The organism is Photobacterium rosenbergii (assembly GCF_033022775.1).
GTDB classification, from domain to species: Bacteria; Pseudomonadota; Gammaproteobacteria; order Enterobacterales; family Vibrionaceae; genus Photobacterium; species Photobacterium rosenbergii_A.
In genome coordinates, this window is record NZ_JAWJZI010000002.1 from 251309 (window position 1) to 276468 (window position 25160).

The following is a 25160-nucleotide window of genomic DNA, read 5'->3' on the forward strand; positions in this document are numbered from 1 at the left end:
TGGCGCTTTTCATTTAGGATAGCGGAGCGTCTGAAAGCAGTTTAATAAACCGATGGAAATGACAATGATAAAAAATACACAACCTCTATGTCTGGCACTTGTCATTGCGGCTTCGCTCACGGCCTGTAATGAGATAGATACCTCTGAAGATCCACGGCAGTATGTTCCATTCAATCTGGATCAGGTGATCTATCCCAACGACATTCTACTTACCGATAGTGATGGTACTCTGGAGCTTGAACAAGAAGCGAATGGCGGCGAAGTGGATTACCGAAACTACGAGAACGTCTATGGTGCGCTAGATGGATGGTCGACAGGCTACCCAATAGTATTGCCAATTTCTGGTCCAGAAGATGCGCTTGATACCAAAACGCTGACGGAGAAAACATATATCCTGAACGTTGAAACTGGTGAGCTTCTTAAGCCAAACGAAGATTATGTGGTTGAGGTAACCGAGTCGGGTGATATTCAGGTGTTGCCGAAAGTCGTGCTTCCTGAATCGACCACTTTTGTTCTCGCACTTTCGGAGGGTATTACCGATGTATCGGGCAATACACTAAGACGCTCAAACTATTATCAAAGCCTAGTTGAGGGTGATAATCTTGGCCATGCAAAAGGCGATGCCTTTGTCAGCCAGATCCAAAGCAACCACAATGATTTGGCAGCCGCAGGTGTTCAAGACAGCATTGTTTATAGTGCGCGCTTTACTACCCAGAGCGTATATCCAGTTATGGATGCGGCAATTAAAAATATTCCAGAAGACCGAGCTCTGGAGATTGTCGGGGAATTGGATACTGAAGCTGACTCAGATGTCTGGACGTACGAAGCCAATATTAAGATTCAATACTACCTAGAAATGCCGAATAGAAGTAACTGTAAGGTTCCTCAATTATACGATGAAGGTAGTATCGAGCAGAAAACAGTGGCCGCCGATAAAATTGCATATTGTGAATCTCTATATAGTTGGTGGAAAGGTGCTAATGGCGAGTTTGTTCATGGCGGCAATCCAGAGCCTGTAGCTACGGATGAAGAGCTAGAGATACCGGCGATTATCTACGCACCAAATGGGTGGGAACCACTTCCAGCAAATGAACTACCAGCTACAATCATCGTGCACGGGATAACAGGTAAAAAAGAAGCCGCGCAAACCATGACTAAGCTCGCGACTGGGGCAGGGGATCTTGACCCGGCGAATAATCGTCTTGTCATTGCGATTGATCAGCCTTTGCATGGTGAACGTGGTGTGAATCTTGATTTTGATCTTGAGCCGGAGATCACTGCATCAAGTGGTGAACCTAACCAAGAAAAATCAGTTTACTTGAATCTATTAAGTGCTTTAACACTACGTGATAACCAGCGCCAAGCAGTGCTTGACCAGCTTGCACTGAGAAAAGCACTTAATAACACTGACTTTGTCGACCATACAGATGTTAGCTTAATTGGCCACTCCTTAGGCGGTATCATTTCCACCATGGTAAGTGACTTATCACAGGACTACCCAGAGCTTAATTTCACTACCGTTACTCTTGCGGTGCCTGGTATGCACCTTACTGATCTTGTGATCAATTCACCGCTGCTAGGTGGTGAAGTTGAGGTTGAGATCAGAAGCTCAAGTGATATTCAGCTTGCTGTTGCTAGCATGGTCGGTGTTTACGATGAAGAGACGCAAACTAAGGTTGAGGGCCTCGATGCTTTGGAAGCTTACAAGGCGGAGAGTGAAGAAAATGCTGATAAAGCTGCTGGCATCGAAGATATGGTGTTCGATATGGTGGTAGCAGAGATGTACCCGGGCGTACAGACTGCAGTGGATGGTGGTGACCCAGCGAACTTTATTGAACGTCAACTTGCGAATAAACAGCAGCCAATCTTACTGGTTGAGGCTGCTGGTACGTGTGATTATCATCAGCCAGAGACTTGTCAGGAAGGAGTGGACTACATTCCGGATAATGTTGTAGTGAATAGCGTCCCTGGAAAGCCGTTAGTAGGTACAGAGCCTTTGATTGCACATTTAGAGTTGGATCCGATTTCTTCTGGCACCACTACAGCTGAAACAATTCGCGGTGCTATTCGTGCGATGCATGGCGGACATGGCACTTATCTTTTCCCTTATGAAGGTGCTGTTACTTACAGTGACCCACTATACCCTCTAGGGAGACCGTCAATGATGGGAGAAGATGGTTTTACTCTTCGTGAAGTAAATGCTTCATTGACGATGCAACAAGAAGCAATAGTTAGCTTCATTAACTCTGCAGGCACTTCGGTAACAATTGAAGGCAGCCCCGTGCATTAATCACAAAAAACTCAATTACTGACGAGTAAATCGCCGAGGGGGAGTCACTTGAGTGATTCCTCCTTGCAACTCGGCATGATTTTGGTAAAACAAAACTATCGTTAGTGAAATAGAGAAACAGGGATGAACGAATCGGCCAAGTCAGTGGCAGAAAAGTTACTAAGTCCAGCAATTTTGGAACAAGTGAAAAAGCAAGGCGCCATCAACGCCCTCGAAGAGGTCTACAGTAAAGCGCGCTATGCACGTTTCACCCGTGTAAAGTGGAGTGGTAACTTTTATGACGGCCTACTTTTTGACGATGGCAGCACTATCAGTGTTTACCCAGCCTCGTTTAACAAGCTGACGCTAATCGCCGCCAAATCCGGCGAAGTGATATCAGCTTAAGCCCTTTTCCTAAGTGACAACTAACCCTTTGTACCAATGGCCAAAGGGTTTTTCTTTGCCTGAAATCTTAATTTTCATTTTTGGGATATAAGATTCCGTATGCGAGTGTTGAAGTGCTTCTAATGACCATATAAGTTGCTAACTGACCAAACAAAACAAGGGTAATCAGTGGAAGGTTACCTTATCTATAGGGATTTATCGTTGTTGGAGTACGATTAATGAACAATAAAACCACGGGGGAGATCCATCTATCCTCGGCCGCTACTTTACCTTGCGCTTGCCATTCTCAATCTGCTAAACCTTCCGCAAACTTCCAGTTTTACGGCTATTTTGCCGCATTCCGATTTAGTCACTAATTCTCTATTGCTGCTTTTTTACCTGCAGCACATTGATAAATAGATTATTTCCCTTTTTTTCTGCCCTTTACGTGGCGGAGACACATTATTACGAGACAAAATTGTGAATCTAAAACTGCTTGGTAGTTCTCTTATTATTGCGGGTACGGCACTGGGTGCCGGTATGTTGGCTATTCCTATGGTGTTGGCCCAGTTCGGGCTGGTCTGGGGTACGTTGTTGATGCTGGTAATCTGGCTGGGTACAACCTACGCTGCACTGCTATTGCTTGAGGCCAGCATTAAGGCGGGTGGCGGCCTTGGCATGAATACCATTGCCCGCAAAACGCTCGGTAAAGGCGGCCAGTTGGTGACGAATAGCTTGCTGTATGCGCTGCTTGTTTGCCTGTTGATGGCTTACATCATTGGGGCAGGGGATCTGGTACAGAAGCTGCTATCGGGCATCGGCCTTGATCTCAGCCTGATGCAGAGCCAGATTGTCTTTACGTTGGTTGCTGGCGTGGTTGTCGCTGCAGGTACTGCTGTGATTGATAAGCTCAACCGTGCCTTGTTTGCTGTGATGGTCATTATGTTGGTGCTAACGCTATTGTCTTTGGTGCCGACTATTTCAATTGAAAACCTGATGGTAGCAACCAGCGACAATAAGATTGACCTGATCAAAACTAGCTCAGTACTGTTCACCAGCTTTGGCTTCATGGTAGTTATCCCATCTCTGGTAACGTACAACAAAGAAGCGACCCACAAGCAATTGCGTAACATGGTCGTGATTGGATCGCTGGTACCGCTATTTAGTTACCTATTGTGGCTCTATGCAGCAATGGGTAACCTAAGCGCTGACCAGATGGTTGATTTCAGTAATGTTTCTGAGTTGATTGCTGCGCTGGGGTCGGGCCATAGCATGATTAACCTGATTCTGTCAGTGTTCACCGGTCTTGCACTGCTTACTTCTTTCCTTGGTGTAGCGATGGCCCTGTTTGACCAAAATGTGGATACTTTCCGCCAGAATCGTGCTGTGACCTATGTGCTGACTTTCATCTTACCGTTAACTGGTGCCTTGTACGCTGCTGATCAGTTCCTATCGGCACTGGCCTACGCTGGCATTATCTTGGTATTCCTGGCAGTGTTCATCCCAATGGCGATGACCATGAAATTGCGTAAAGAAGATGACAGCGCCTTTGAAGTGGATGCATCTGGAGCGCTGTACCAGGCATCAGGTGGACATCTGGCGATGGGCTTGAGCTTCCTGTTCGGTTGCTTCCTGCTGGCAGCAGAGTTGATTTAATATCAGCAATATCCGTTCTGAAGAACAAACAGAGGTAAGGGCGTTTACTGAGTAAACGCCCTTTTTGTAATTACCTGAATGATGCAAAAGGCAAACAGGCTGGAGAGGTAGGATGCGACCAAACAAAACTACCTGTTGAAGTTTTAGCGACCAAACAAAAACTTCGAACTGCTCTATGGAGTACTATTGGGAATAGGATAAAGCAGTGTTTTCCAATGGCATTGATAATACAAACTTTCGTGGTTTGCAGCTATATCTAGCCTTCATCCTGCAGATGGCTAAAATGGCCATCATTGTAAACTAATGTGTACACTGAAATAAGTGTCGCAAAGAGAGGTTCTGTGGTTGAAGAAAGCTTTTTGAAATAAGCATCTTGAGCTCACTTGGGTATACAATGGGGAAAGAAGGATAGCGAGGAGGGGCATATGTCCGGTCAAACTGAAACGCTCTGGGAAAAAGCAGCTCGGGTCTCTGAGTGCGCACTGGCAGATGGAAGCCTGATGCCGATAGTGACTGATGCTCAAGTGATAGTAGAAGAGGGTATTACTTACTTTGGTCACGTGGTGACCGCCAACGCGACCAAGAAGTTTCGTGCGACCTCTACCCAAGGCAACCCGTTTCTGCCTTATGAAGAATCTCTTTATGTTGCCGATGTCGGGAAAGAGCATGTCTGCTTGTTGAATAAATTCCCGGTTCTCTCTCCCCACCTGCTTATCTGTTCAAAAGCCTTTGTCCCACAGCAAACCTGCCTTAGCTTGAGTGACTTCCAGGGTTGGTTGGAAGGGTTTGTTTATCCTGATGTCTTTGGTTTTTACAATAATGGTCCCATTGCCGGTGCGAGCCAAACACACCGTCATATGCAGCTAGTCCGTTCACCTATCCCGTTGGAGCAGGTGATTGCCGCTGGGGAGCTGCCTTTTGCGCACCAGTTGGCGCCATTGAAAGCTCTGGATGCTGAAGCTCTGTATGATAGCTACCTTTCTATGATGGCGAGGTTGGGGCTTTTAGCAGAAACACCGGATGGAAACTGTGACCCTTACAACCTGCTGCTGACCGAGCGCTGGATGCTACTGTTTCCCCGCAGCAAAAATAACATCGAGGGTGTGTTTGCCAACGGGATAAACTATTCAGGGCGTTTCTTGGTGAAGCGTGAAGAACAACTCGACTGGCTAAAGCAATACGGCTTGATGAATTATCTCGCCAACTGCAGCTCATAAAAAACTTGAGGCATAAAAAAACCCGATAGCCAAGCTACCGGGTTTTTATCAGCTATTAAGCTTACTCAGATAAGAATTACTTCTTAGCTTCGCGCTCTTTAACTTCTGCGATTACCTGCTCAGCAACGTTTGCTGGACATGGTGCGTAGTGTGCGAACTCCATAGAGAACTGACCACGACCAGAAGTCATAGTACGTAGGTGACCGATGTAGCCGAACATTTCTGATAGAGGAACGTCTGCTTTAATACGAACACCAGTAGTACCAGCCTGCTGATCTTTGATCATGCCGCGACGACGGTTAAGGTCACCGATTACGTCACCAACGTGGTCTTCTGGAGTGAACACGTCAACGTGCATGATTGGCTCAAGAAGCTGAGCACCAGCTTTAGGCATAGACTGACGGAATGCACCTTTCGCTGCGATTTCGAATGCTACTGCTGATGAGTCAACTGCGTGGAAGCCACCGTCGAATAGTTCAACTTCAACGTCAAGAACTGGGAAGCCAGCTAGGACACCGTTGTCCATCATGCCTTCGAAGCCTTTCTCAACTGCAGGCCAGAATTCCTTAGGAACGTTACCGCCAACAACAGTTGAAGAGAACTTGAAGCCAGAACCAACTTCACCTGGCTTGATACGGTAGTCGATCTTACCGAACTGACCAGAACCACCAGACTGCTTCTTGTGCGTGTAGCTATCTTCAATTGCTTGAGTGATTGTTTCGCGGTAAGCAACCTGTGGCTGACCAACGATTAGGTCTACGCCGTAAGTACGCTTAAGGATATCAACCTTGATGTCTAGGTGAAGTTCACCCATACCTTTAAGGATGGTTTCGCCAGTTTCTTCGTCAGTTTCAACCTGGAATGATGGATCTTCTGCAACCATCTTACCGATAGCGATACCCATCTTCTCAGAACCGCCTTTGTCTTTAGGCGTTACTGCGATAGAGATTACTGGCGTTGGGAAGATCATTGGCTCAAGAGTACACTCGTGCTTAACATCACATAGAGTGTGACCAGTTTGAACGTTCTTCATACCAACAACAGCGATGATGTCACCAGCTTGTGCTTCAGTAAGCTCGTTACGGTCATCAGCCTGCATCTCAACCATACGGCCGATACGCTCAGTTTTGCCTGTCGCAGAGTTAAGGATGGTGTCACCCTTCTTCATGCGGCCAGAGTAAATACGGATGAACGTTAGAGCACCGAAACGGTCGTCCATGATCTTGAACGCAAGCGCTTTTAGTGGCTCATCAGCAGAAACAGTTGCAACTTCACCAGTTGGCTCACCAGTTTCTTTGTCTGTTAGCGGCTGAGGATCTACTTCTGTTGGAGATGGTAGGTAATCTACAACAGCGTCTAGTACTAGCTGCATACCCTTGTTCTTGAACGCAGAACCACAGAAAGTAGGGAAGAACGCGATGTCACGAGTACCTTTACGGATACAACGCTTGATGTCTTCGATAGAAGGCTCTTCACCTTCCATGTAAGCTTCCATTAGGTCATCGTCCTGCTCAACAGCAGTTTCGATTAGCTCTTCACGGTAAGCTTCAACGTCGTCTACCATGTCAGCAGGAACGTCTTGGATTGTGTAGTTTTCTGGAAGACCAGTCTCATCCCAAACGTACGCTTTACGGCTTAGTAGGTCTACAACACCAACGAAGTCGTCTTCACGACCGATAGGAAGAACCATTACTAGCGGAGTAGCACCAAGAACGTTCTTAACCTGATCAACAACGTTGAAGAAGTCAGCGCCCATACGGTCTAGTTTGTTAACGAAGATCAGACGAGATACTTCTGATTCGTTCGCGTAACGCCAGTTAGTTTCTGACTGAGGCTCAACACCACCAGAACCACAGAATACACCGATACCACCGTCAAGAACTTTAAGAGAACGGTATACTTCAACTGTGAAGTCAACGTGTCCAGGAGTATCGATAACGTTTAGGCGGTGGCCGTTCCAGAAACAGCTAACTGCTGCAGACTGGATTGTAATACCACGCTCAGCTTCCTGCTCCATGAAGTCAGTAGTTGATTCGCCGTCGTGTACCTCACCAGTCTTGTGGATCTGACCAGTAAGCTTAAGGATACGCTCAGTAGTAGTGGTTTTACCCGCATCAACGTGCGCGAAAATACCAATGTTTCTGTATTTAGATAAATCTGCCATTGTTTTTCTCTATAAACAATTAGTGTCACTATTCGGTGGGGGAGTATATCACTGATTCCAACAAACATTACATAGCTCATTTAAGATAAAATGAACATTTGCTTGTTTTTGCTCCGTCTTTTCAGGTTTTCTGGCGTAAACGCTCAATAAACCCACAGGAGCTGCATGTAATAACACAATATGTTTCCCAAATCACTGTCAAATTACGCTTTGACAAGAGGCGTTTGAAACACACATTTGCGTCCTTTACCTGCTCATTGTTCACTGAATGTGAACGATGATGATGTAAAAATGGCAGCCTACATGCCACCAAATCCGCTTAATTCTAGTAGTAAACGCTAAAAGCTACCAGTGGCTTAGGGTAAATTCCCTGTCAGCAGAGGATAGGTTGTTACATTATGGTTGCTCGGAAAAATAGATAGTGATATCAGCTAAATCCTGGTTATCAAGGACTTCAATTTACCCGCATCATAATGACCCGCCGGTATAGAGTTCGCTAACACGGCTGAGCTGGATAATGTGATTGCTATATAAAGGAAGGAAAAAAGGATGTTACGTTTCATGACTTGCTTTCACTATTGTACGGTTACAACCTTTGACTAAAAAATCTGGGGTGAAGGACTTAGGTATATCTAATGAAATGAGTTGCAATAATTTTGACCACGAGCCATTCGTTTCCCATACTCAAATCATGGGCAAAGGGAGATTAAGTCTATGAAAGGAATTATTTTTACCGAGTTTCTCGATATCGTTGAAAATCGCTTTGGCTTAGAGGTTTGCCAACAGATGCTTGATGATGCCGGGGTTGATGGGATTTACACGGCAGTAGGAAGTTATGATCACCGTGTCTTGGTGAAGATGATTGTCTGTTTGAGTAAGATTACCGGTGTATCTCCTGAGGCGCTGCAAGAAGTGTATGGCGAGGCATTATTTGCGCGTTTGTTAACGACAATGCCAATGGGTAACGGTGATAAGCCAACAGGAACCTTCGGTTTCATTGAAAGAGTAGAGCGTCATATCCATATTGAGGTGAAAAAACTCTACCCCAATGCCAACCCACCGCAGTTTGATTTTATCTCTCAAACATCGGCAAAGATGGTGCTCGACTATATATCCGCACGTTGTTTCTCCCATGTATGCTTAGGTTTGATCCGCGGTTGTGTCCAGCACTTTAATGAAGAGATGGATATTGAGATGGAGCCCGTCACCCAAGACCAGAGCCATGTCCGATTTACGTTGACCCTTAGTGCGGGGTAATTATGGGCCTTGAACGTATGGATTTGGAACGTCAAGTTGCTTTGATGCAAAAGAAAATCGACCGAGAGCGTGAAGCAAGAAAAATGGCTGAAATGCTGTTGGAGTCAAAAAGCTTAGAGTTATATCAAACTAAGCAACTGGTAGAACAAAATCTCGAAAAGATGCGAGATCAAGTTGCCAGTGGGTCAGATTTTTTTGCTTACCAGCAGAAAATGGATAACTTGCTGCTTGGATTCGGTCACACATTCCTCAAGTACCAACCTTCGCATGGCATTATCAAGGAATTGCTAGATGCCCTAATTAATAGTCAAGCGGTAAGTGCGTGCGGGTTGAAAATCCGCTGTGAATCGACGCCAGCACTGAATATTGCCTACTTTGCCGGTATTGAAGAGTCTAGGACACCTCCCGCAAAATTAGCATCGCTCGGTGAGTGTTGGGATCCACAAACCCAATTACACTGGTTCTCGTTAAGCAATTCGGCGGTAACAGGGTATCTGGTTACCCACATAGACGAGCGCAGGGAGTGGCATACCACCATCCGCAAGCATATGAATTTAATCGGTGAAATGCTCCGTACCTCGATTGATCGCCAATTAAAGCTTGAAGATGCGATTCGTGCACGGAAATCCGCAGAGGAGTCTGAGAAATCAACCCGTGATTTCTTGGCGATGATAAACCATGAGCTGCGAACGCCATTGAATGGTTTGCTCGGCACCGCTGAATTGTTGTCAGATACTGAACTGGATAATCATCAAAGCGGTTTGTTGTCGACACTCCATCACTCAGGAGAACTGCTACGGGCTATCATCAATGACTTGCTTGATTACAGTAAGATCAATGCAGGGATGATGGAATTAGCTATCAAACCTTTTGATAGCCGGTTGATGACCAATATGCTGAAAGATATCTTCCAGCACCCAGCCAATGAAAAGCAGTTAGATTTTTCCATTCACTTCCTGCCTGATACACCGCAGTGGCTTTTGGGTGACGAGGACCGTATTAAGCAAATCTTCGTAAACCTGATTGGCAACGCTATAAAGTTCACACAGCAGGGATACGTGTCGGTCACTATTGGGTGGCAAGATGAGGCGCTGAGGTTTATGGTGCGCGATTCTGGTTGTGGGATACCTAAAGATAAAATCGCTACCTTGTTTCAGCCGTTTACCCAAGTTGATAACTCCAGTAATCGCCAGCATGAGGGAACTGGGCTTGGGTTGGCTATATGTAAAAAGCTGGCTGAGCAGATGAAAGGTTGGATTGAGGTCGACAGTGAAGATGGAAGAGGAACCACCTTTACCGTGACTTTACCACTGGAAATCAATCAGGTTACGGTTAATGAAAGTGAAGGCCAATTAGGTGGCGCGGCGTCTATTGATGACTTGTCTATCTTGGTGGTAGAAGATTTGAAAACTAACCAAATGATCATCAAGTTGATGCTGGGCAAATTCGGCATTACGCCAGCCATTGCTGACAACGGCCAGAAAGCACTAGAAATATTAGAGCAGCAAGAGTTTGATATTGTCCTGATGGATTGCCGGATGCCTGTTCTGGATGGTTATGTGACAACAGAGCGGCTTCGCAGCGCGGGTTACAGTAAACCTATTATTGCCTTGACTGCTGGCACCACCAAAGCAGAACGGGAAGAGTGCTTCACGGCGGGAATGGATGACATCCTTTGTAAGCCGTACCAGAGTGTTGAGCTTAGGGAAATGATAGAAAAATGGGGCACAGAAACTGTCCCCCATTAGTATATTTGCTAGAGTCTTAGGCCTTAATGGTTCGAAAAACTCTCACCTTTAGCCATGCGGTCGTACAGGATGACATTGACAGCGGCAGCAAGATTCATGCAACCGTTGGTAGGTACGTAGATAGTTTCGCGGCAGAAGTTGGTGATGTCTTTTTTCAGCGTGCCATCTTCCGGGCCAAAAATGTAAAACGCACGTTTTGGGTGTTTGTAGTCAGGTAGTGGCTTGGCACCTTCCACAAGATCAACGGCAACGGGTACGCAATCGTGCGGAATAATGTTTTTCAGATCTTCGACACCGATTAATGGGATATCAAGGATGGTATTCTTGGTATCGGTGCAGAATTTCTTGGCAAGGTCGTAGCGAGTGCCTGTGTAGAACACACTATTGACGCCGTAGCAGCCAGCAGCGCGCATCACAGAACCAACATTTTCAGGGGTTTTTGGGTTGAACAACCCAACACAGGCGTAACCTTTGCTCATAACTCGTATTTCCGAAATTTTACAACAGCGCGAGATTATACGTTTTTTGACGAAAAATGGCAGGGGACTTCCCCTAGCCACTCTAATACTGCTTGGCGGGGTTATTTACCGCAGCACTTCTTGTACTTTTTACCGCTTCCGCACGAACACGGGTCATTACGGTTTGGGGTTTTCTCAAATACTGTCGTTTTAGGTTTGTTGATCAATGTTTCCAGCTCAACCAGATTTTCTTCTGCTTCTGGGTTAACCGTAATCGTGGCGACGACTTGGTGTTGTTGAAGTTGTGCTTCGACTTCAGCTTTTTTCTCATCGCTATTTACAATAAGTTGAAGTGGGTTGACTTCAGTGCCTAACTTCTTGGCTTGCTTGGTATTAAAGCCGTAGCTCTCGTGCTTTGGTTTTTTCTCAATGCGGCCTTTATAGAAGAACTTTGACATAGGGTGATCCTGGCAAATGTAGATGAGATTGTGGTCCGTAAACCTGAAAACGGGCGATATTAACGGCTTCAATAGCTTGTCGCAAGTGATCACAGGTTTTCATATTGCCTATTGAGTGGTTGTTCATTTGTCATTAGTGTCCTATCGTAAACATATACCACAAAATAATTTCATCTAATTCAACGAGTAAGATGGTGCCAGTAAGCGTCGTCTGAAACAGATTTTTTGCATGGAGGCCTAGATGTACAAAAGCGTCTCGTCGTTGTTGGTGGCGATGGTAATTGCCGGTTCCGTATCGGCTAGTGAAGTGATAGAAAGCCGCTCTTTGGTGGGGTTTGGAACCGCTAAATACCCTGCGGACTTTAACCATTTTGACTACGTGAATCCTGATGCTCCCAAAGGAGGGCAGGTAACCTACGCTCAAGTTGGCACTTTTGATAGTTTCAACCGTTTTGCCTCACGGGGAGTATCGGTGGCAGGGAGCGAAGCTATCTATGACACCTTGTTTGTGTCTTCAGAAGATGAAATTGACAGTTATTACCCCCTCATCGCCGAAAAGGTTCGTTATTCGGAAGATTTTTCCTGGATGGAAGTAGATATCAACCCGAATGCCAAATTCCATGATGGTGAGCCGATCACTGCGGCCGATGTGGCTTTTACCTTTGACAAGTTCATGAAGGAAGGGGTCGCCCAGTACAAGGTCTACTTTAAAGATGTCAAATCGGTGACGGCGAAATCAGAACGAACCGCTAGAATCGAAATGGCCAAGCCGAACCGGGAAGTGTTGTTGGCTTTAGTACAGGGCATGAACGTTTTGCCTGAGCACTACTGGAAAGACAAGAACCTGAGTGAACCTCTTAATACCCCGCCAATTGGCAGCAGCGCCTACCGAATCACTGATTACAAGCCAGGTCAAAGCGTAACCTACTCCTTGGAGGGGGATTACTGGGCCAAAGATTTGCCGGTCAACGTAGGCAGAAACAACTTCGAGACCATCAAGTACGATTATTACCGGGATGAAACAGTCACCCTAGAGGCGTTCAAGGCTGGCGAGTATGATATTCGTGAAGAGAACGTCGCCAAGTTCTGGGCCACTATGTACCAGGGGCCGAATTTCGACAAAGGCTATATTATAAAGGAAGAGATCCCGCACCAAATTCCGCAGTCGATGCAGGCATTTGTGTTCAATACCGAACGAAGCTACTTCAGCGATCCCAAAGTACGTGAAGCCTTGTCTTATGCCATGGACTTCGAGTGGATGAACAAAAGTCTGTTCTATAACCAGTACACCCGTACCCGTAGCTATTTCCAAAATACTGATTACGAAGCCAAGGGACAGCCATCGGAAGATGAAGTTGCTGTTCTGGCTCCGGTAAAAGACAAAGTGCCAGCAAGGGTATTCACCGAAGAGTACCAACCGCCTAAATCGGATGGCTCTGGCCGTATCCGTGTTCAGCTTCGCAAAGCCCTGGCATTGATGAAAGAAGCAGGCTGGGAAGTACAGAATAAGGTCATGACCAATGTCGAGACCGGTGAAGCCTTTACCTTTGAGCTGTTGATGTACAGCCCGACGACTGAGCGTTTGGCTATTCCATTGCAGAAAAACTTGAAGCTACTAGGCATAGATATGCGTTTGCGTACCGTCGATACCACCCAGTATATAAAACGCCTGCGTGACCGGGATTTTGATATGGTCTCAGCCGGTTACGGGGCTAACCCCTATCCGAGCCCGAACCTGATGATTGCCTGGAACAGTAATTTTATCGACAGTACCTATAACACCGCAGGGGTAAAAGATCCGGCGATTGATTATTTGACGGAGCAGATTGCAGAAAACCAGGAGAACCCTGATAAATTGCTGAGCCTCGGTCGGGCACTCGACAGGGTATTGCAGTGGAACTTCTACGTCATCCCGCAGTGGCATATCAGTATGTTCCGTGTGTCGAGCTGGGATAAGTTCTCCCGACCAGACGTGCGGCCAAAATACTCATTGGGTCGTGATACCTGGTGGATTGATACCGAGAAAGCGGCCAAGTTACCTGAGAAGCGGCGGTAAGTATGTCGGCATATATTATTCGGCGTCTGTTGCTGGTGATCCCCACCTTGTGGGCGATCATCACCATCAACTTCTTTGTAATTCAAATCGCGCCCGGTGGACCGGTAGAGCAAGCGGTTGCCCAGCTTGAAGGCCATAGCTCCGGTATTATGGAGCGTTTTACCGGCGGTGGCCAAGAAGTCGGTTCGTTGGAACCGTCGGAAAACGGCTCTGGTTACCGAGGCTCGCGTGGGTTGGATCCCGAAGTGGTCGAGGCAATCAAGAAACAATTTGGTTTTGATAAGCCATTGCTCGAGCGTTACTTCGATATGCTCAAGGATTACGCCACGTTCAATTTTGGCGAGAGCTTGTTCAAGGGCGGCAATGTGATTGATTTAATCATCGACCGCCTGCCAGTCTCTATCTCGCTGGGGCTTTGGAGTACGCTGATCATCTACCTTGTCTCGATCCCACTCGGGATAGCCAAGGCTATCAAGCATGGTTCGCGGTTTGATGTCTGGAGTAGTGCGGTAGTGATCGTTGGCTATGCCATCCCCGGCTTCCTGTTCGCGATATTGCTGATCATCTTCTTCGCCAGTGGCAACTATTTCAGTTGGTTCCCGTTGCGCGGGTTGGTGTCGTCCAATTTTGACCAGCTGAATTGGTACCAGCAAATCATCGACTATTTCTGGCATTTAACCTTGCCTATCCTGGCGATGGTTATTGGCGGCTTTGCCACTTTGACTATGCTAACCAAAAACTCCTTTCTTGATGAAATCAATAAGCAGTACGTGGTGACAGCCCGCGCCAAGGGACTGGATGAGCACAGCATTTTGTACCGCCATGTTTTCCGTAATGCCATGCTGATCATCATCGCAGGTTTTCCGGCAGCCTTTATCAGTATCTTCTTCACCGGAGCGATGCTGATTGAGGTGATGTTCTCCCTTGAAGGGATAGGATTGTTAGGGTTTGAGTCGACCATACAGCGAGATTACCCGGTGGTATTTAGCTCTTTGTACATCATGACGCTACTCGGGCTGTTGCTGAACATTATTTCGGATATTACCTATACATTGGTCGACCCACGGATAGATTTTGAGGCACGTTAGTGAAACTTAACCCATTAACCAAGGAACGTTGGGCTAGATTCCGCGCCCACAAGCGCGGCTATTGGTCGCTGTGGATCTTCTCGATCCTGTTTTTCTGCAGCTTGTTTGCAGAGATCGTCGCCAATGATAAGCCGTTGGTGATCCAGTTTGAATCACAGTGGTATTTCCCCATTGTCACCCCGTACTCTGAAACTGAGTTTGGCGGTGAATTCGATGCCGAAGCCGATTATACCGACCCGTATGTCGCGGATTTGATCGAAGCTGATGGCTTTATGATCTGGCCGCTTATCCGCTTCAGTTACGACACCATCAACTATGACTTGACCGGCCCGGCTCCGTCACCGCCGGATAGCGTCAACTGGCTAGGCACAGATGACAAAGGACGTGATGTGCTTGCCCGCATCATATACGGCTTTCGTATATCTGTTTTGTTCGGGTTTGCGCTTACCATTATTTCGACTGTGATTGGCGTCATCGTCGGGGCTAGCCAAGGCTACTACGGCGGCTGGGTCGATCTGTTCGGACAGCGTTTCATCGAAGTATGGTCTGGTATGCCGACACTGTTCTTGCTGATCATCCTATCCAGTTTTGTCGAGCCTAACTTCTGGTGGCTGCTTGGCATCATGGTGCTGTTTAGCTGGATGGGGTTGGTCGGTGTGGTACGTGCTGAATTCCTCCGCTGTCGGAATCTTGATTATGTCAGGGCTGCCCAGGCAATGGGCGTCGGGGATGGGCGGATCATGCTGCGTCATATGCTGCCCAACGCCATGGTGGCATCACTCACAATGATGCCGTTTATTCTCAGCGGCTCAGTAACCACGTTGACCTCGCTGGATTTCCTCGGCTTCGGCTTGCCTGCGGGCTCACCATCATTAGGTGAACTGCTGGCTCAGGGCAAGACTAACCTGCAAGCACCGTGGCTGGGCTTATCTGCCTTCGTTGTCCTTTCAATCATGCTGAGCTTGCTGGTGTTTGTCGGCGAAGCCGTGCGTGACGCATTTGATCCCCACCATCAGAGGTAACTATGTCACAACCTATTATTACCATTGAAAATCTATCGGTGGGTTTTCAAAGCGGAAAATCCGTTAATCAAGTGACCTACAACGTTAGCCTCGATATTAAACGTGGCGAAACCCTTGCGCTGGTGGGGGAGAGCGGTTCGGGAAAATCAGTCACAGCCAATGCGATTTTGCGTCTGCTACCGAAATCGAGCACTCGCTATCTCAGCGGCCATATTCATTATGATGGTATCGACATGATGCGTTGCAGTGAGCGGGAAATGCGTGGCGTAAGGGGTAACCGTATTGGCATGATCTTCCAAGAGCCGATGATGTCCTTGAACCCTCTGCATAAAATTGGCCGCCAGCTGTGTGAAATCCTCGCTATCCACCGGGGTACTCGGCAGCGTGAAGCACAGAAGAAAGCGTTGGAATGGTTGCAGAAAGTCGGGATCAGAAACCCAGAAAAAAGATTGGAGTCTTACCCCCATGAACTATCCGGTGGCGAGCGTCAGCGGGTGATGATTGCAATGGCACTTATTAACGAGCCAGAACTGTTGATTGCCGATGAACCCACTACTGCGCTGGATGTCTCGGTACAGGCTCAAATCTTGGATTTGCTCAAAGATCTACAGCGTGAAATGGGCATGGCCATGCTGTTTATCACCCATGACTTGAGCATTGTTCGCAAAATTGCCGATCGTGTTGCGGTGATGCAGATGGGGCGTTTAGTGGAAACCAACACCATGACTGAAGTGTTCGAACGGCCGCAGGATCCCTATACCATCAAGTTGATCAACTCCGATCCAAGCGGCGAGCCGGTCCCGGTTGATATGACAGCGGCACCTATGTTCGAGGTAAAAGACTTACGCGTGTGGTTCCCGGTTAAAGGTGGGGTATTGAAGCGGGTTAAGGATCATATTAAAGCGGTGACGGATGTAAGCTTTTTGTTGCGGACCGGCCACAGCGTCGGCCTTGTCGGGGAGAGTGGTTCGGGCAAGTCGACAACAGGAATGGCTATTCTCAAATTGCTGGAAAGTACCGGTCAAATTTTATACCGCGGGGAAGACATCTCGGCATTTAATCGTAAACAAATGTTGCCGATACGCAGCAAGATGCAAGTGGTTTTTCAAGACCCATTTTCAGCCTTGAACCCGAGAATGTCAGTGGCACAAATCATTGGTGAGGGGCTAAGAGTTCACCAAAACCTAACGCCAGAGCAGGAAGACAAAGTTATTTGTGATGTGATGCGAGATGTAGAACTTGATCCCGAAACACGTCATCGCTATCCAAATGAATTCTCTGGCGGTCAGCGCCAGCGGATCGCTATTGCCCGTGCTCTGGTGCTGAAACCGGCGTTTATCCTGTTGGATGAGCCGACGTCGTCACTGGACAGAACGGTTCAATTTCAGGTACTTACGTTATTAAAAAACCTGCAGCAAAAGTATAACTTAACCTACCTCTTTATTAGCCATGACCTCCATGTTGTGAAGTCGCTTTGCCACTATACTCTGGTGCTTCGCCAAGGGCAGGTGGTTGAGCAGGGGGAAACCCAAACTTTGTTTAGTGAACCGCAACAAGAGTATACAAAGCAATTAGTTGCCTTGTCTTAGGTGGTAGTACCAGACAAATGTAGCTGGGATGTTATGTGCTTCTCATACATAATGAGGCGCCCAAAAGGCGCCGTTCTCATTATCGGCTAAAATGTGACCAATTGAAGGTTTTACCTATCGCTGCGATAGGGAAAACCTTCTGGTGCTTTTTAGCCGTGTTGATAACATTCACAACACAATAAAATGAATAACTTGTCCTGATGGATTCAGGCGAGTGGGAAAGCATTATGGTTAAGCCTGAAAATAATTGTATCGTCATCTTCGGGGCGTCGGGTGATCTGACCCATCGTAAGTTGATCCCAGCCTTTTACCACCTATTCGCGAATGGATTGCTGTCTGAAGAATTCGCTATTTTGGGGGTAAGCCGGACTCATTATTCCGATGATGAGTTCCAGCAGAAATTGAAAGATTCGCTGACAGCCAACGAAAAAGTTGACCCTCAGGTGCTTGATGCTTTCTGTCAACGCCTTCATTACCAAGCGATTGATACCAAGAATGTAGAAGATTACGCCAAACTGAAATCACGTTTGGATGACATCGAACAAAAGTATCAAACTAACAGTAATACGACCTTCTACCTGGCGACACCGCCGAGCCTCTACAGCGTAATTCCAGAGTGCCTTGCCGCTCATGGCCTCAACAGTGAAGAAAAAGGCTGGAAACGCCTGATTGTCGAAAAGCCTTTCGGCTATGACTTGGCAACTGCCGAGCAGCTAGATAAAGATCTGCACGCCCACTTTCAAGAGCACCAAATTTACCGTATCGATCACTACCTTGGTAAAGAAACCGTCCAAAACCTATTGGTGTTCCGTTTTGCCAATGGTATGTTCGAACCGCTTTGGAACCGTAACTTCATTGATTACGTTGAAATCACAGCGGCTGAATTCCTTGGCGTTGAAGAGCGTGGTGGTTATTACGATGGAGCTGGTGCCGTTCGTGATATGTTCCAGAATCACTTGTTGCAAGTATTGGCAATGGTAGGTATGGAGCCGCCGGCAGCGATTAATGCTGACTCGATGCGTGATGAAGTGATGAAGGTATTTAAGAGCCTTCAGCCGCTGTCTGAAAAAGATCTGCAAAACAACTTGGTACTGGGCCAATACACCGAATCCGATGTGCGCGGCGATCACCTTGTGGGATACCGCGAAGAGCCGGGTGTAGCGGAAGATTCGCGTACCGAAACCTATGTTGGTTTGAAGATGTTTATCGATAACTGGCGCTGGAACGGCGTACCGTTCTATGTGCGTACTGGTAAACGCTTGCCAACCCGGGTGACTGAAGTGGTTATTCACTTCAAGAAAACGCCTCACCCAGTATTTGGTGCAAACGCCCCAGAAAACAAGCTGATCATCCGCATTCAGCCTGATGAAGGCATCTTAATGAGCTTTGGTCTTAAGCAGCCGGGTGCTGGTTTTGAAGCCAAAGAAGTGAGCATGGACTTCCACTACGAAAGCCTGGAAGAGACCCATATGCTAACGGCTTATGAGCGCTTGCTGTTGGATTCAATGAAAGGTGATGCGACATTGTTTGCTCGTACCGATGCGGTAAAAGCTTGCTGGCAGTTTGTTCAGCCGATATTGGACTACAAAGAAAATCCAGAGCATCTATACGGCTACGCTGCAGGTACTTGGGGGCCGAAAGAAGCCGATGAGCTATTGTCGCGAGACGATCGTGAATGGCGTTTCCCTTGTAAGAACCTGACCAACACCGACTACTGCGAGCTATAAGTCTCATGAATTACCATGTATTTGAAAACGCCGATCAGGTTGTTGAGGGATTGGCTAATAACCTGAAGGAATACAGTGAGCTTGGCCGACCAGTTCATATCTCACTGTCTGGTGGTAGCACACCGTCTCAGCTTTTTGCTTACTTGGCAGGCTCTGAATTTGCCCAGTCTATCCAATGGCAAAATCTTCACTTTTGGTGGGGCGACGAACGTTGCGTTGCGCCGGAAGATGAGCAGAGTAATTATGGTCAGGCGAAAGCCTTGTTATTCGACCACATTGCCATCCCTGCTGACAATATCCACCGTATCCGCGGTGAAGAGTTTGCAGCGATGGAAGCGATCCGTTTTGCCGAAGAGATGGTAGCAGAAATCCCAGAAAAGGATGGGGTACCTGAGTTTGATTGGATCTTGCTTGGCATGGGAACCGATGGCCATACCGCTTCTTTGTTCCCAGGGCAAACGGACTACGACACAACAGAAATTGCAGCAATTGCTGCACATCCAGATACTCGCCAGATCCGCGTGACGAAAACCGCGCACTTGCTGGCAAACGCTAAACGTATTACGTACTTGGTTCTCGGTGCAAGCAAATCGGCAGTGATCAAAGAGATCGCCGACAATGCACCGGCTGCACAGGCATACCCAGCCGCTAAAGTCAGCTCAAAGGCTGGCACAACCGAGTGGTATTTAGATTCAGAAGCAGCCAAAGAGCTGGCATAAGGAGAGAAGTAAATGAAAGCTGATATTGGTGTTATCGGTTTGGCCGTGATGGGTCAGAACCTGATCCTAAACATGAACGATAACGGATTTAAAGTGGTTGCTTACAACCGTACTGTGGCGAAAGTTGATGAATTTTTGCAGGGTCCGGCTAAGGGTACCAACATTGTCGGTGCAACTTCTCTTGAAGATCTGGTTGGCAAACTAGAATCACCACGCAAGGTGATGCTTATGGTTCGCGCAGGCGCAGTTGTTGATCAGTTCATCGACAGCCTAGTACCGCTGCTGGACGAAGGTGACATCATCATTGACGGTGGTAACACTAACTACCCAGACACCAACCGTCGCGTGGCTGAGCTACGTGAAAAAGGTATCCGCTATGTCGGTGCTGGCGTATCGGGTGGTGAAGAAGGTGCGCGCTTCGGCCCATCTATCATGCCAGGTGGCGATCCTGAAGCATGGCCACACGTTAAGCCGATCTTCCAGGCGATTGCTGCTAAAACCGATAAAGGTGAAGCGTGCTGTGACTGGGTAGGTAGAGAAGGCGCAGGTCACTTTGTGAAAATGGTTCACAACGGTATCGAATACGGTGATATGCAGCTGATCAGTGAAGCTTACCACTTCATGAAAGAAGGCCTAGGTATGTCTCACGATGAGATGCAGGCGACGTTTGCTGATTGGAATAAAACTGAGCTAGATAGCTACCTGATTGAAATCACCGCTGACATTCTTGGCTACCGCGATGAAGATGGTGAGCCGCTGGTAGAGAAAATTCTTGATACTGCTGGACAGAAAGGTACCGGTAAGTGGACAGGTATCAACGCGCTTGATCACGGTATCCCGCTTACACTGATCACTGAATCAGTATTCGCACGCTGCTTGTCTTCACTGAAAGAGCAGCGTGAAGAAGCCGCATCACTATTCAACAACCCAATTACAGCTGTTGAAGGTGATAAGTCAGAGTGGTTGGACGCACTTCGTCAGGCACTGCTTGCATCTAAGATCATCTCTTACGCTCAGGGCTTCATGCTGATCCGTGAAGCTTCAGAGTCTAACAACTGGGATCTGAACTATGGTAACGTTGCTCTAATGTGGCGCGGTGGTTGTATCATCCGTAGTGCATTCTTGGGTAATATTCGTGATGCTTTCGAAGCAAACCCAGAGCTTGCTTTCCTTGGCCTTGATAGTTACTTCAAAGATATTCTTGAAAGCTGCCTACCAGCATGGCGTAAAGTGGTAGCCAAGTCATTCGAGACTGGACTGCCAATGCCTTGTATGTCCTCAGCGCTAACTTTCCTAAATGGTTACACAACGGCTCGTCTGCCAGCAAACATGCTTCAGGCACAGCGTGACTACTTTGGCGCCCACACTTATGAGCGCACTGACAAGCCACGTGGCGAATTCTACCATACCAACTGGACAGGTACTGGTGGTGATATTTCTTCAACAACCTACGATGTTTAATTAGGTTATAAAGAATAACATGCATTAATAATATTAAGGCGCTGAAGATTCAGCGCCTTTTTTTTAAAAAAACGAAAGCATTAAATTGCTATAAATAATTCAATATATTGACGAATTGGCTGTCAAATAAATGTCAAAAAACAATTCATAAAATAATAAATAGATTTTATGTGACTTAAATCAAAATCAATAATAAATTGTTAATTGAATGAATTAATCCTGCCTACGATATTTATATAGGAAATATCTGGGGCGTGCAATGTGACATTTTTATTGCAAAGAGTGTTTGGTTGTCTTTTATTATTATTTTTCGTTTTTTCTCCAACAACTTTGGCGGAGAGCTATGCCATTGTCACCTCAACACCGACACCGCCTGCAGAAAAGCTCACCAAAACCAAAGCAAAACTCCTTTTCTCTGGCAAGGTTCACACTATTCCAGGGATTGGAAAAATAGAATTAATTGACTTCCCTTCTGGTAGTGAACACAGAAAGGAGTTTTATCAGAAAATCTTAAGGAAGAGTGAGGGGCAGATGAAAAGGATTTGGTCATCGATTGCTTTCTCAGGCAGAGCGAAGCCACCAACAGAGATGAAATCTGATAATATTGAGTTGGTGCATCAGTGGCTGGAGCAAAAGCCATCAGCCATAGGATATTTGCCGATAAGCCAAACAGGAGGGCTCAATGTACTTCTTGAAATACATTAGTACGGCGTTGCTGCTGTTCTCCTCTTTAGCGGTAAAAGCGGTTGAATTACCTGATTGGCTGGCTATATCCGGTTTTGCTTCGGTCGCCGCGGCAAAAAGCGATAATGACACGCCATATTATTACTCCCGCAATATTACTGACGAGTGGTGTTTTGATTGTGACACCATAGTGGGTTTACAGGCTGATATTTTCCCAACGGACTGGCTTCATGCCTCGGCACAGCTTGTAAAACGGCCAGCCGATAATTTTAGCGATCCTGATTTGGAGTGGGCCTATATTTCTGTTGAGCCTATTACCGACTTAAAAATACGTGCTGGGCGATTACGTTCGCCAATCTTTATGTATTCGCAAGTTGTGTTTGTCAATCAAGCATACCCTTGGGTAAGGCTGCCGGCTGAAGTTTACGACACTACTGCTGGTTTTACCCGATATGAAGGTATTGATGGGTATTATACCTGGACGATAAGTGACGGCTTGTTAATGCAAGTTCAACCTTATGCCGCTTTCAAAAGCTCGATAAATAACAATGAAATTAACAATACGTACTATGATGTTGATCTAAAAGAGTTGTATGGTTTGCGGCTGGATTTAGAAAGTGATGTTTGGAGCATATATCTCAATTATTTTGAAGCTAGGCTCGATATTACGACGGTCGAAGATATTATTCCTGTCGAATTTAATGAATTTGGCGCTCCAATAAAGTTTGGCAAACTTTCTATTCCTATAGACAGTAAAACTTGGTCATATGGCCTGAAGTATGATTGGCAGGATTTTACGGTTATTTTTGAAGGGACAACCAGCAAAGATGCCCCCTGGGGGGGATATATCTCTTTGCTTTATCACTATGAAGATTGGACGCCATATATTGTCTACGGAAAACGAACGGGTGGTAATACAATTAAAGACAGTTCAGACAGTGTAAGCCTCGGAGCCCGATACGATATTATGCCCAATCTAGCAGCTGTCGTTGAATGGCACTATACCAAGGCAAAAGAAGGTTTAAGGGGGAGTTTTACGTCACCACAGGTGACTGACATTGATGACCGCTCGGCGAATATTTTTTCGTTTGGTCTGAACTATAGCTTCAGTATGTAGTGTGACTGAGAAAAGAGATCGACGTGGTAGCTTAGGTATCTGATGGTAGGGAACTGATTTATCAGACAAGTTAATCAATCAAGCCAGAATGATAAATTCTGGCTTTTTAATGGCATTTTAATTACACAGGGTGCATATGTCTGTTAAGACAAAGAAAAGTCTCGCAGTAACCATCGAAGCTATGTGTACCGCTTAACTAGCGTAAAATTGTGAGCAAACAAGAATTTTTGGGTTTGTTTGCTGGGTTTTTAAACAGCGAAATAACATTCCTGTAGCAATGGATTTAGATAAATCGACCCAGGTCACGCTAACTGGTAGGAGCTTTATCTGCTGCATGTCAGCGCTGCCTGGTTTATGAGCTATAGATCACGCTAAATTGCATGATGAAATAAAATATTTAACAATCGGGTTACAATGTGATTATTATACTGACGAAGCATTAACCAATCATACAGGGAGTTTTTTAATGCAGTCGTTAGTAGATTTTCTCAATGGAATAATTTGGAGCCCGGTGCTGATTTATCTGTGTCTTGGCGCTGGCTTGTTTTACTCCATAACCACTCGTTTTGTTCAGCTTCGTCACTTCCGTGAAATGTGGCGCCTGCTGTTATCCGGTAAAAGTTCCGCTCAGGGTATCTCCTCTTTTCAGGCATTAGCCGTTTCTCTTTCTGGGCGTGTAGGTACGGGTAACATCGCGGGTGTTGCCGCAGCTATCGGTTTCGGCGGTCCGGGTGCAGTATTTTGGATGTGGGTTGTGGCTTTCCTCGGCGCAGCAACGGCATACAGTGAATCTGCTTTGGCACAGATTTATAAAGAAGAAGATGAAGATGGCCAGTTCCGTGGCGGCCCGGCTTACTACATTGAAAAGGCGATGGGCCAGAAGTGGTACGCGTGGGTCTTCGCGATTGCCACTATCTTTGCTTGTGGTGTGCTTCTTCCTGGTGTTCAGTCAAACAGTATCGGTAATGCGGTTGAAGCGGCATTTGGCCCTGGCCAAATGATCGAAACCACTATCGGTACTATCAGCCTAGCGAAAATTGTAACGGGTACCTTCGTTTCGATTATCCTTGCCTTCATTATCTTCGGTGGTGTTAAGCGTATCGCGAACTTCACTCAGGTAGTGGTTCCGTTTATGGCGCTGGCTTACATCATAATTGCTTTCATCATTATCCTGCTAAACATCAATATGGTGCCAAGCATCTTCATGATGATTGTCGGTGATGCCTTCACGCCAATGGCGGGTGTCGGTGCCGCAATCGGTTGGGGTGTTAAGCGTGGTGTTTATTCTAACGAAGCGGGTCAGGGTACAGGTCCTCATGCTGCTGCAGCAGCTGATGTCCAGCACCCAGCGCAGCAGGGCCTGGTTCAGTCATTCTCAATCTACATCGACACACTACTAGTATGTTCTGCTACCGCGTTCATGATTCTTATCACCGGTGCTTACAACGTACACGGTGGTGCAGAAGGTGCGTTCTTGGTCCAGAACCTAGCGGCAGACATTGGTGCTAACGGTCCAGTCTTTACCCAGATGGCGATTGAAAGCGCGATGCCAGGTATCGGTAAACCGTTCATTGCCTTTGCACTGTTCTTCTTTGCCTTTACTACCATCCTTGCTTACTACTACATTGCAGAAACCAATATCGCTTACATCCGCCGCACGGTGAAATTCCCAGGTATGATGTTTGTGCTGAAAATCATCCTAACGGTTGCGGTGTTCTACGGAACGGTGAAGACTGCCAACCTTGCTTGGGCAATGGGTGATGTGGGTGTAGGTCTGATGGCCTGGCTGAACATCGTTGGTATTTTGATCATCTTCTTCCTATCGAAGCCAGCACTGAAAGCGCTGAAGGATTACGAAGAACAGCAGAAAGCGGGTGTGACAGAATTCACTTTCGACCCTGTTAAGCTTGGTATCAAGAATGCTGATTACTGGGAGAAGAAATTCCACGGTAAAACAGTGTCTTCAGATCAGGTTGATGGAGATGCTGAGCCGGTGAAGACAACGATCTAAGCGGGCACACGCTTTCTAAATATCAAGTCTTAGTTAACGAAGGGCCATTGGGGTATACCCAATGGCCTTTTTCTT

Annotated in this window: 19 protein-coding genes; 16 read left to right on the forward strand and 3 right to left on the reverse strand. The window is 46.6% G+C overall.

Translation table 11 applies throughout. The features are described from left to right. Positions 1-64 precede the first annotated feature (64 nt). The 4 genes from R2X38_RS05360 to R2X38_RS05375 all read left to right on the forward strand — a co-directional run bounded on the left by R2X38_RS05360 (position 65) and on the right by R2X38_RS05375 (position 5526). Entirely contained in the window at positions 65-2290 is a 2226-nt protein-coding gene (locus R2X38_RS05360; protein ID WP_317521142.1) for a hypothetical protein, read from the forward strand. A 123-nt stretch (positions 2291-2413) separates the two neighbouring features. Further along, on the forward strand, positions 2414-2674 hold the full coding sequence (locus R2X38_RS05365) for a hypothetical protein (protein WP_317521143.1): 261 nt from the start codon (positions 2414-2416) through the stop codon (positions 2672-2674). Positions 2675-3133: 459 nt separating this feature from the next. Continuing rightward, positions 3134-4309, forward strand: a complete 1176-nt coding sequence (locus R2X38_RS05370; protein WP_317521145.1) for an amino acid permease — start codon at positions 3134-3136, stop codon at positions 4307-4309. 425 nt (positions 4310-4734) lie between these two features. Further along, positions 4735-5526: a DUF4922 domain-containing protein gene (locus R2X38_RS05375; protein ID WP_317521146.1), complete on the forward strand. Its 792-nt coding sequence runs from the start codon at positions 4735-4737 to the stop codon at positions 5524-5526. 76 nt (positions 5527-5602) lie between these two features. Here R2X38_RS05375 and fusA read toward each other — a convergent pair whose 3' ends face one another. Further along, complete coding sequence (fusA, locus tag R2X38_RS05380) at positions 5603-7690, reverse strand: elongation factor G (RefSeq protein ID WP_317521147.1); 2088 nt, start codon at positions 7688-7690, stop codon at positions 5603-5605. A 714-nt stretch (positions 7691-8404) separates the two neighbouring features. Here fusA and R2X38_RS05385 point away from each other — a divergent pair. Further along, positions 8405-8947 carry a heme NO-binding domain-containing protein gene (locus tag R2X38_RS05385; RefSeq protein WP_317521148.1) on the forward strand — a complete coding sequence of 181 codons (543 nt, stop codon included), beginning with the start codon at positions 8405-8407 and terminating at the stop codon, positions 8945-8947. Positions 8948-8949: 2 nt separating this feature from the next. Beyond that, positions 8950-10695, forward strand: coding sequence for an ATP-binding protein (locus R2X38_RS05390; protein WP_317521149.1), 1746 nt, complete (start codon positions 8950-8952; stop codon positions 10693-10695). Between the two features lie 23 nt (positions 10696-10718). Here R2X38_RS05390 and R2X38_RS05395 read toward each other — a convergent pair whose 3' ends face one another. Together R2X38_RS05395 and R2X38_RS05400 are read right to left on the reverse strand one after the other, a co-directional pair. Next, positions 10719-11174 (reverse strand): RNA methyltransferase, encoded by a 456-nt coding sequence (locus R2X38_RS05395; RefSeq protein WP_317521150.1) that lies wholly within the window; start codon positions 11172-11174, stop codon positions 10719-10721. A gap of 101 nt (positions 11175-11275) precedes the next feature. Next, entirely contained in the window at positions 11276-11611 is a 336-nt protein-coding gene (locus R2X38_RS05400; RefSeq protein WP_317521151.1) for a PBPRA1643 family SWIM/SEC-C metal-binding motif protein, read from the reverse strand. A gap of 241 nt (positions 11612-11852) precedes the next feature. Here R2X38_RS05400 and R2X38_RS05405 point away from each other — a divergent pair, with 241 nt between their 5' ends. The 10 genes from R2X38_RS05405 to R2X38_RS05450 all read left to right on the forward strand — a co-directional run bounded on the left by R2X38_RS05405 (position 11853) and on the right by R2X38_RS05450 (position 25085). Next, entirely contained in the window at positions 11853-13667 is a 1815-nt protein-coding gene (locus R2X38_RS05405) for an extracellular solute-binding protein (RefSeq protein ID WP_317521152.1), read from the forward strand. Between the two features lie 2 nt (positions 13668-13669). Further along, the gene (locus R2X38_RS05410; protein ID WP_317521153.1) at positions 13670-14755 is read left to right on the forward strand and encodes a microcin C ABC transporter permease YejB; all 1086 of its coding nucleotides are present in this window, start codon (positions 13670-13672) and stop codon (positions 14753-14755) included. After that, positions 14755-15777, forward strand: coding sequence for an ABC transporter permease (locus tag R2X38_RS05415; protein WP_317521154.1), 1023 nt, complete (start codon positions 14755-14757; stop codon positions 15775-15777). Before R2X38_RS05410 ends, R2X38_RS05415 begins: the two co-directional genes overlap by 1 nt. 2 nt (positions 15778-15779) lie before the next feature. Next, entirely contained in the window at positions 15780-17366 is a 1587-nt protein-coding gene (gene yejF / locus R2X38_RS05420; protein ID WP_317521155.1) for a microcin C ABC transporter ATP-binding protein YejF, read from the forward strand. 227 nt (positions 17367-17593) lie between these two features. Continuing rightward, entirely contained in the window at positions 17594-19093 is a 1500-nt protein-coding gene (zwf, locus tag R2X38_RS05425; RefSeq protein ID WP_317521156.1) for a glucose-6-phosphate dehydrogenase, read from the forward strand. 5 nt (positions 19094-19098) lie between these two features. Then, on the forward strand, positions 19099-19812 hold the full coding sequence (pgl, locus tag R2X38_RS05430; RefSeq protein WP_317521157.1) for a 6-phosphogluconolactonase: 714 nt from the start codon (positions 19099-19101) through the stop codon (positions 19810-19812). A gap of 12 nt (positions 19813-19824) precedes the next feature. Further along, positions 19825-21273 (forward strand): decarboxylating NADP(+)-dependent phosphogluconate dehydrogenase, encoded by a 1449-nt coding sequence (gene gnd, locus R2X38_RS05435; RefSeq protein ID WP_317521158.1) that lies wholly within the window; start codon positions 19825-19827, stop codon positions 21271-21273. A gap of 261 nt (positions 21274-21534) precedes the next feature. After that, positions 21535-21978, forward strand: a complete 444-nt coding sequence (locus R2X38_RS05440; RefSeq protein ID WP_317521159.1) for a hypothetical protein — start codon at positions 21535-21537, stop codon at positions 21976-21978. Then, positions 21956-23074: a hypothetical protein gene (locus R2X38_RS05445; protein ID WP_317521161.1), complete on the forward strand. Its 1119-nt coding sequence runs from the start codon at positions 21956-21958 to the stop codon at positions 23072-23074. Before R2X38_RS05440 ends, R2X38_RS05445 begins: the two co-directional genes overlap by 23 nt. A gap of 466 nt (positions 23075-23540) precedes the next feature. Next, the gene (locus R2X38_RS05450; protein ID WP_317521162.1) at positions 23541-25085 is read left to right on the forward strand and encodes an alanine/glycine:cation symporter family protein; all 1545 of its coding nucleotides are present in this window, start codon (positions 23541-23543) and stop codon (positions 25083-25085) included. Positions 25086-25160: the final 75 nt, after the last annotated feature.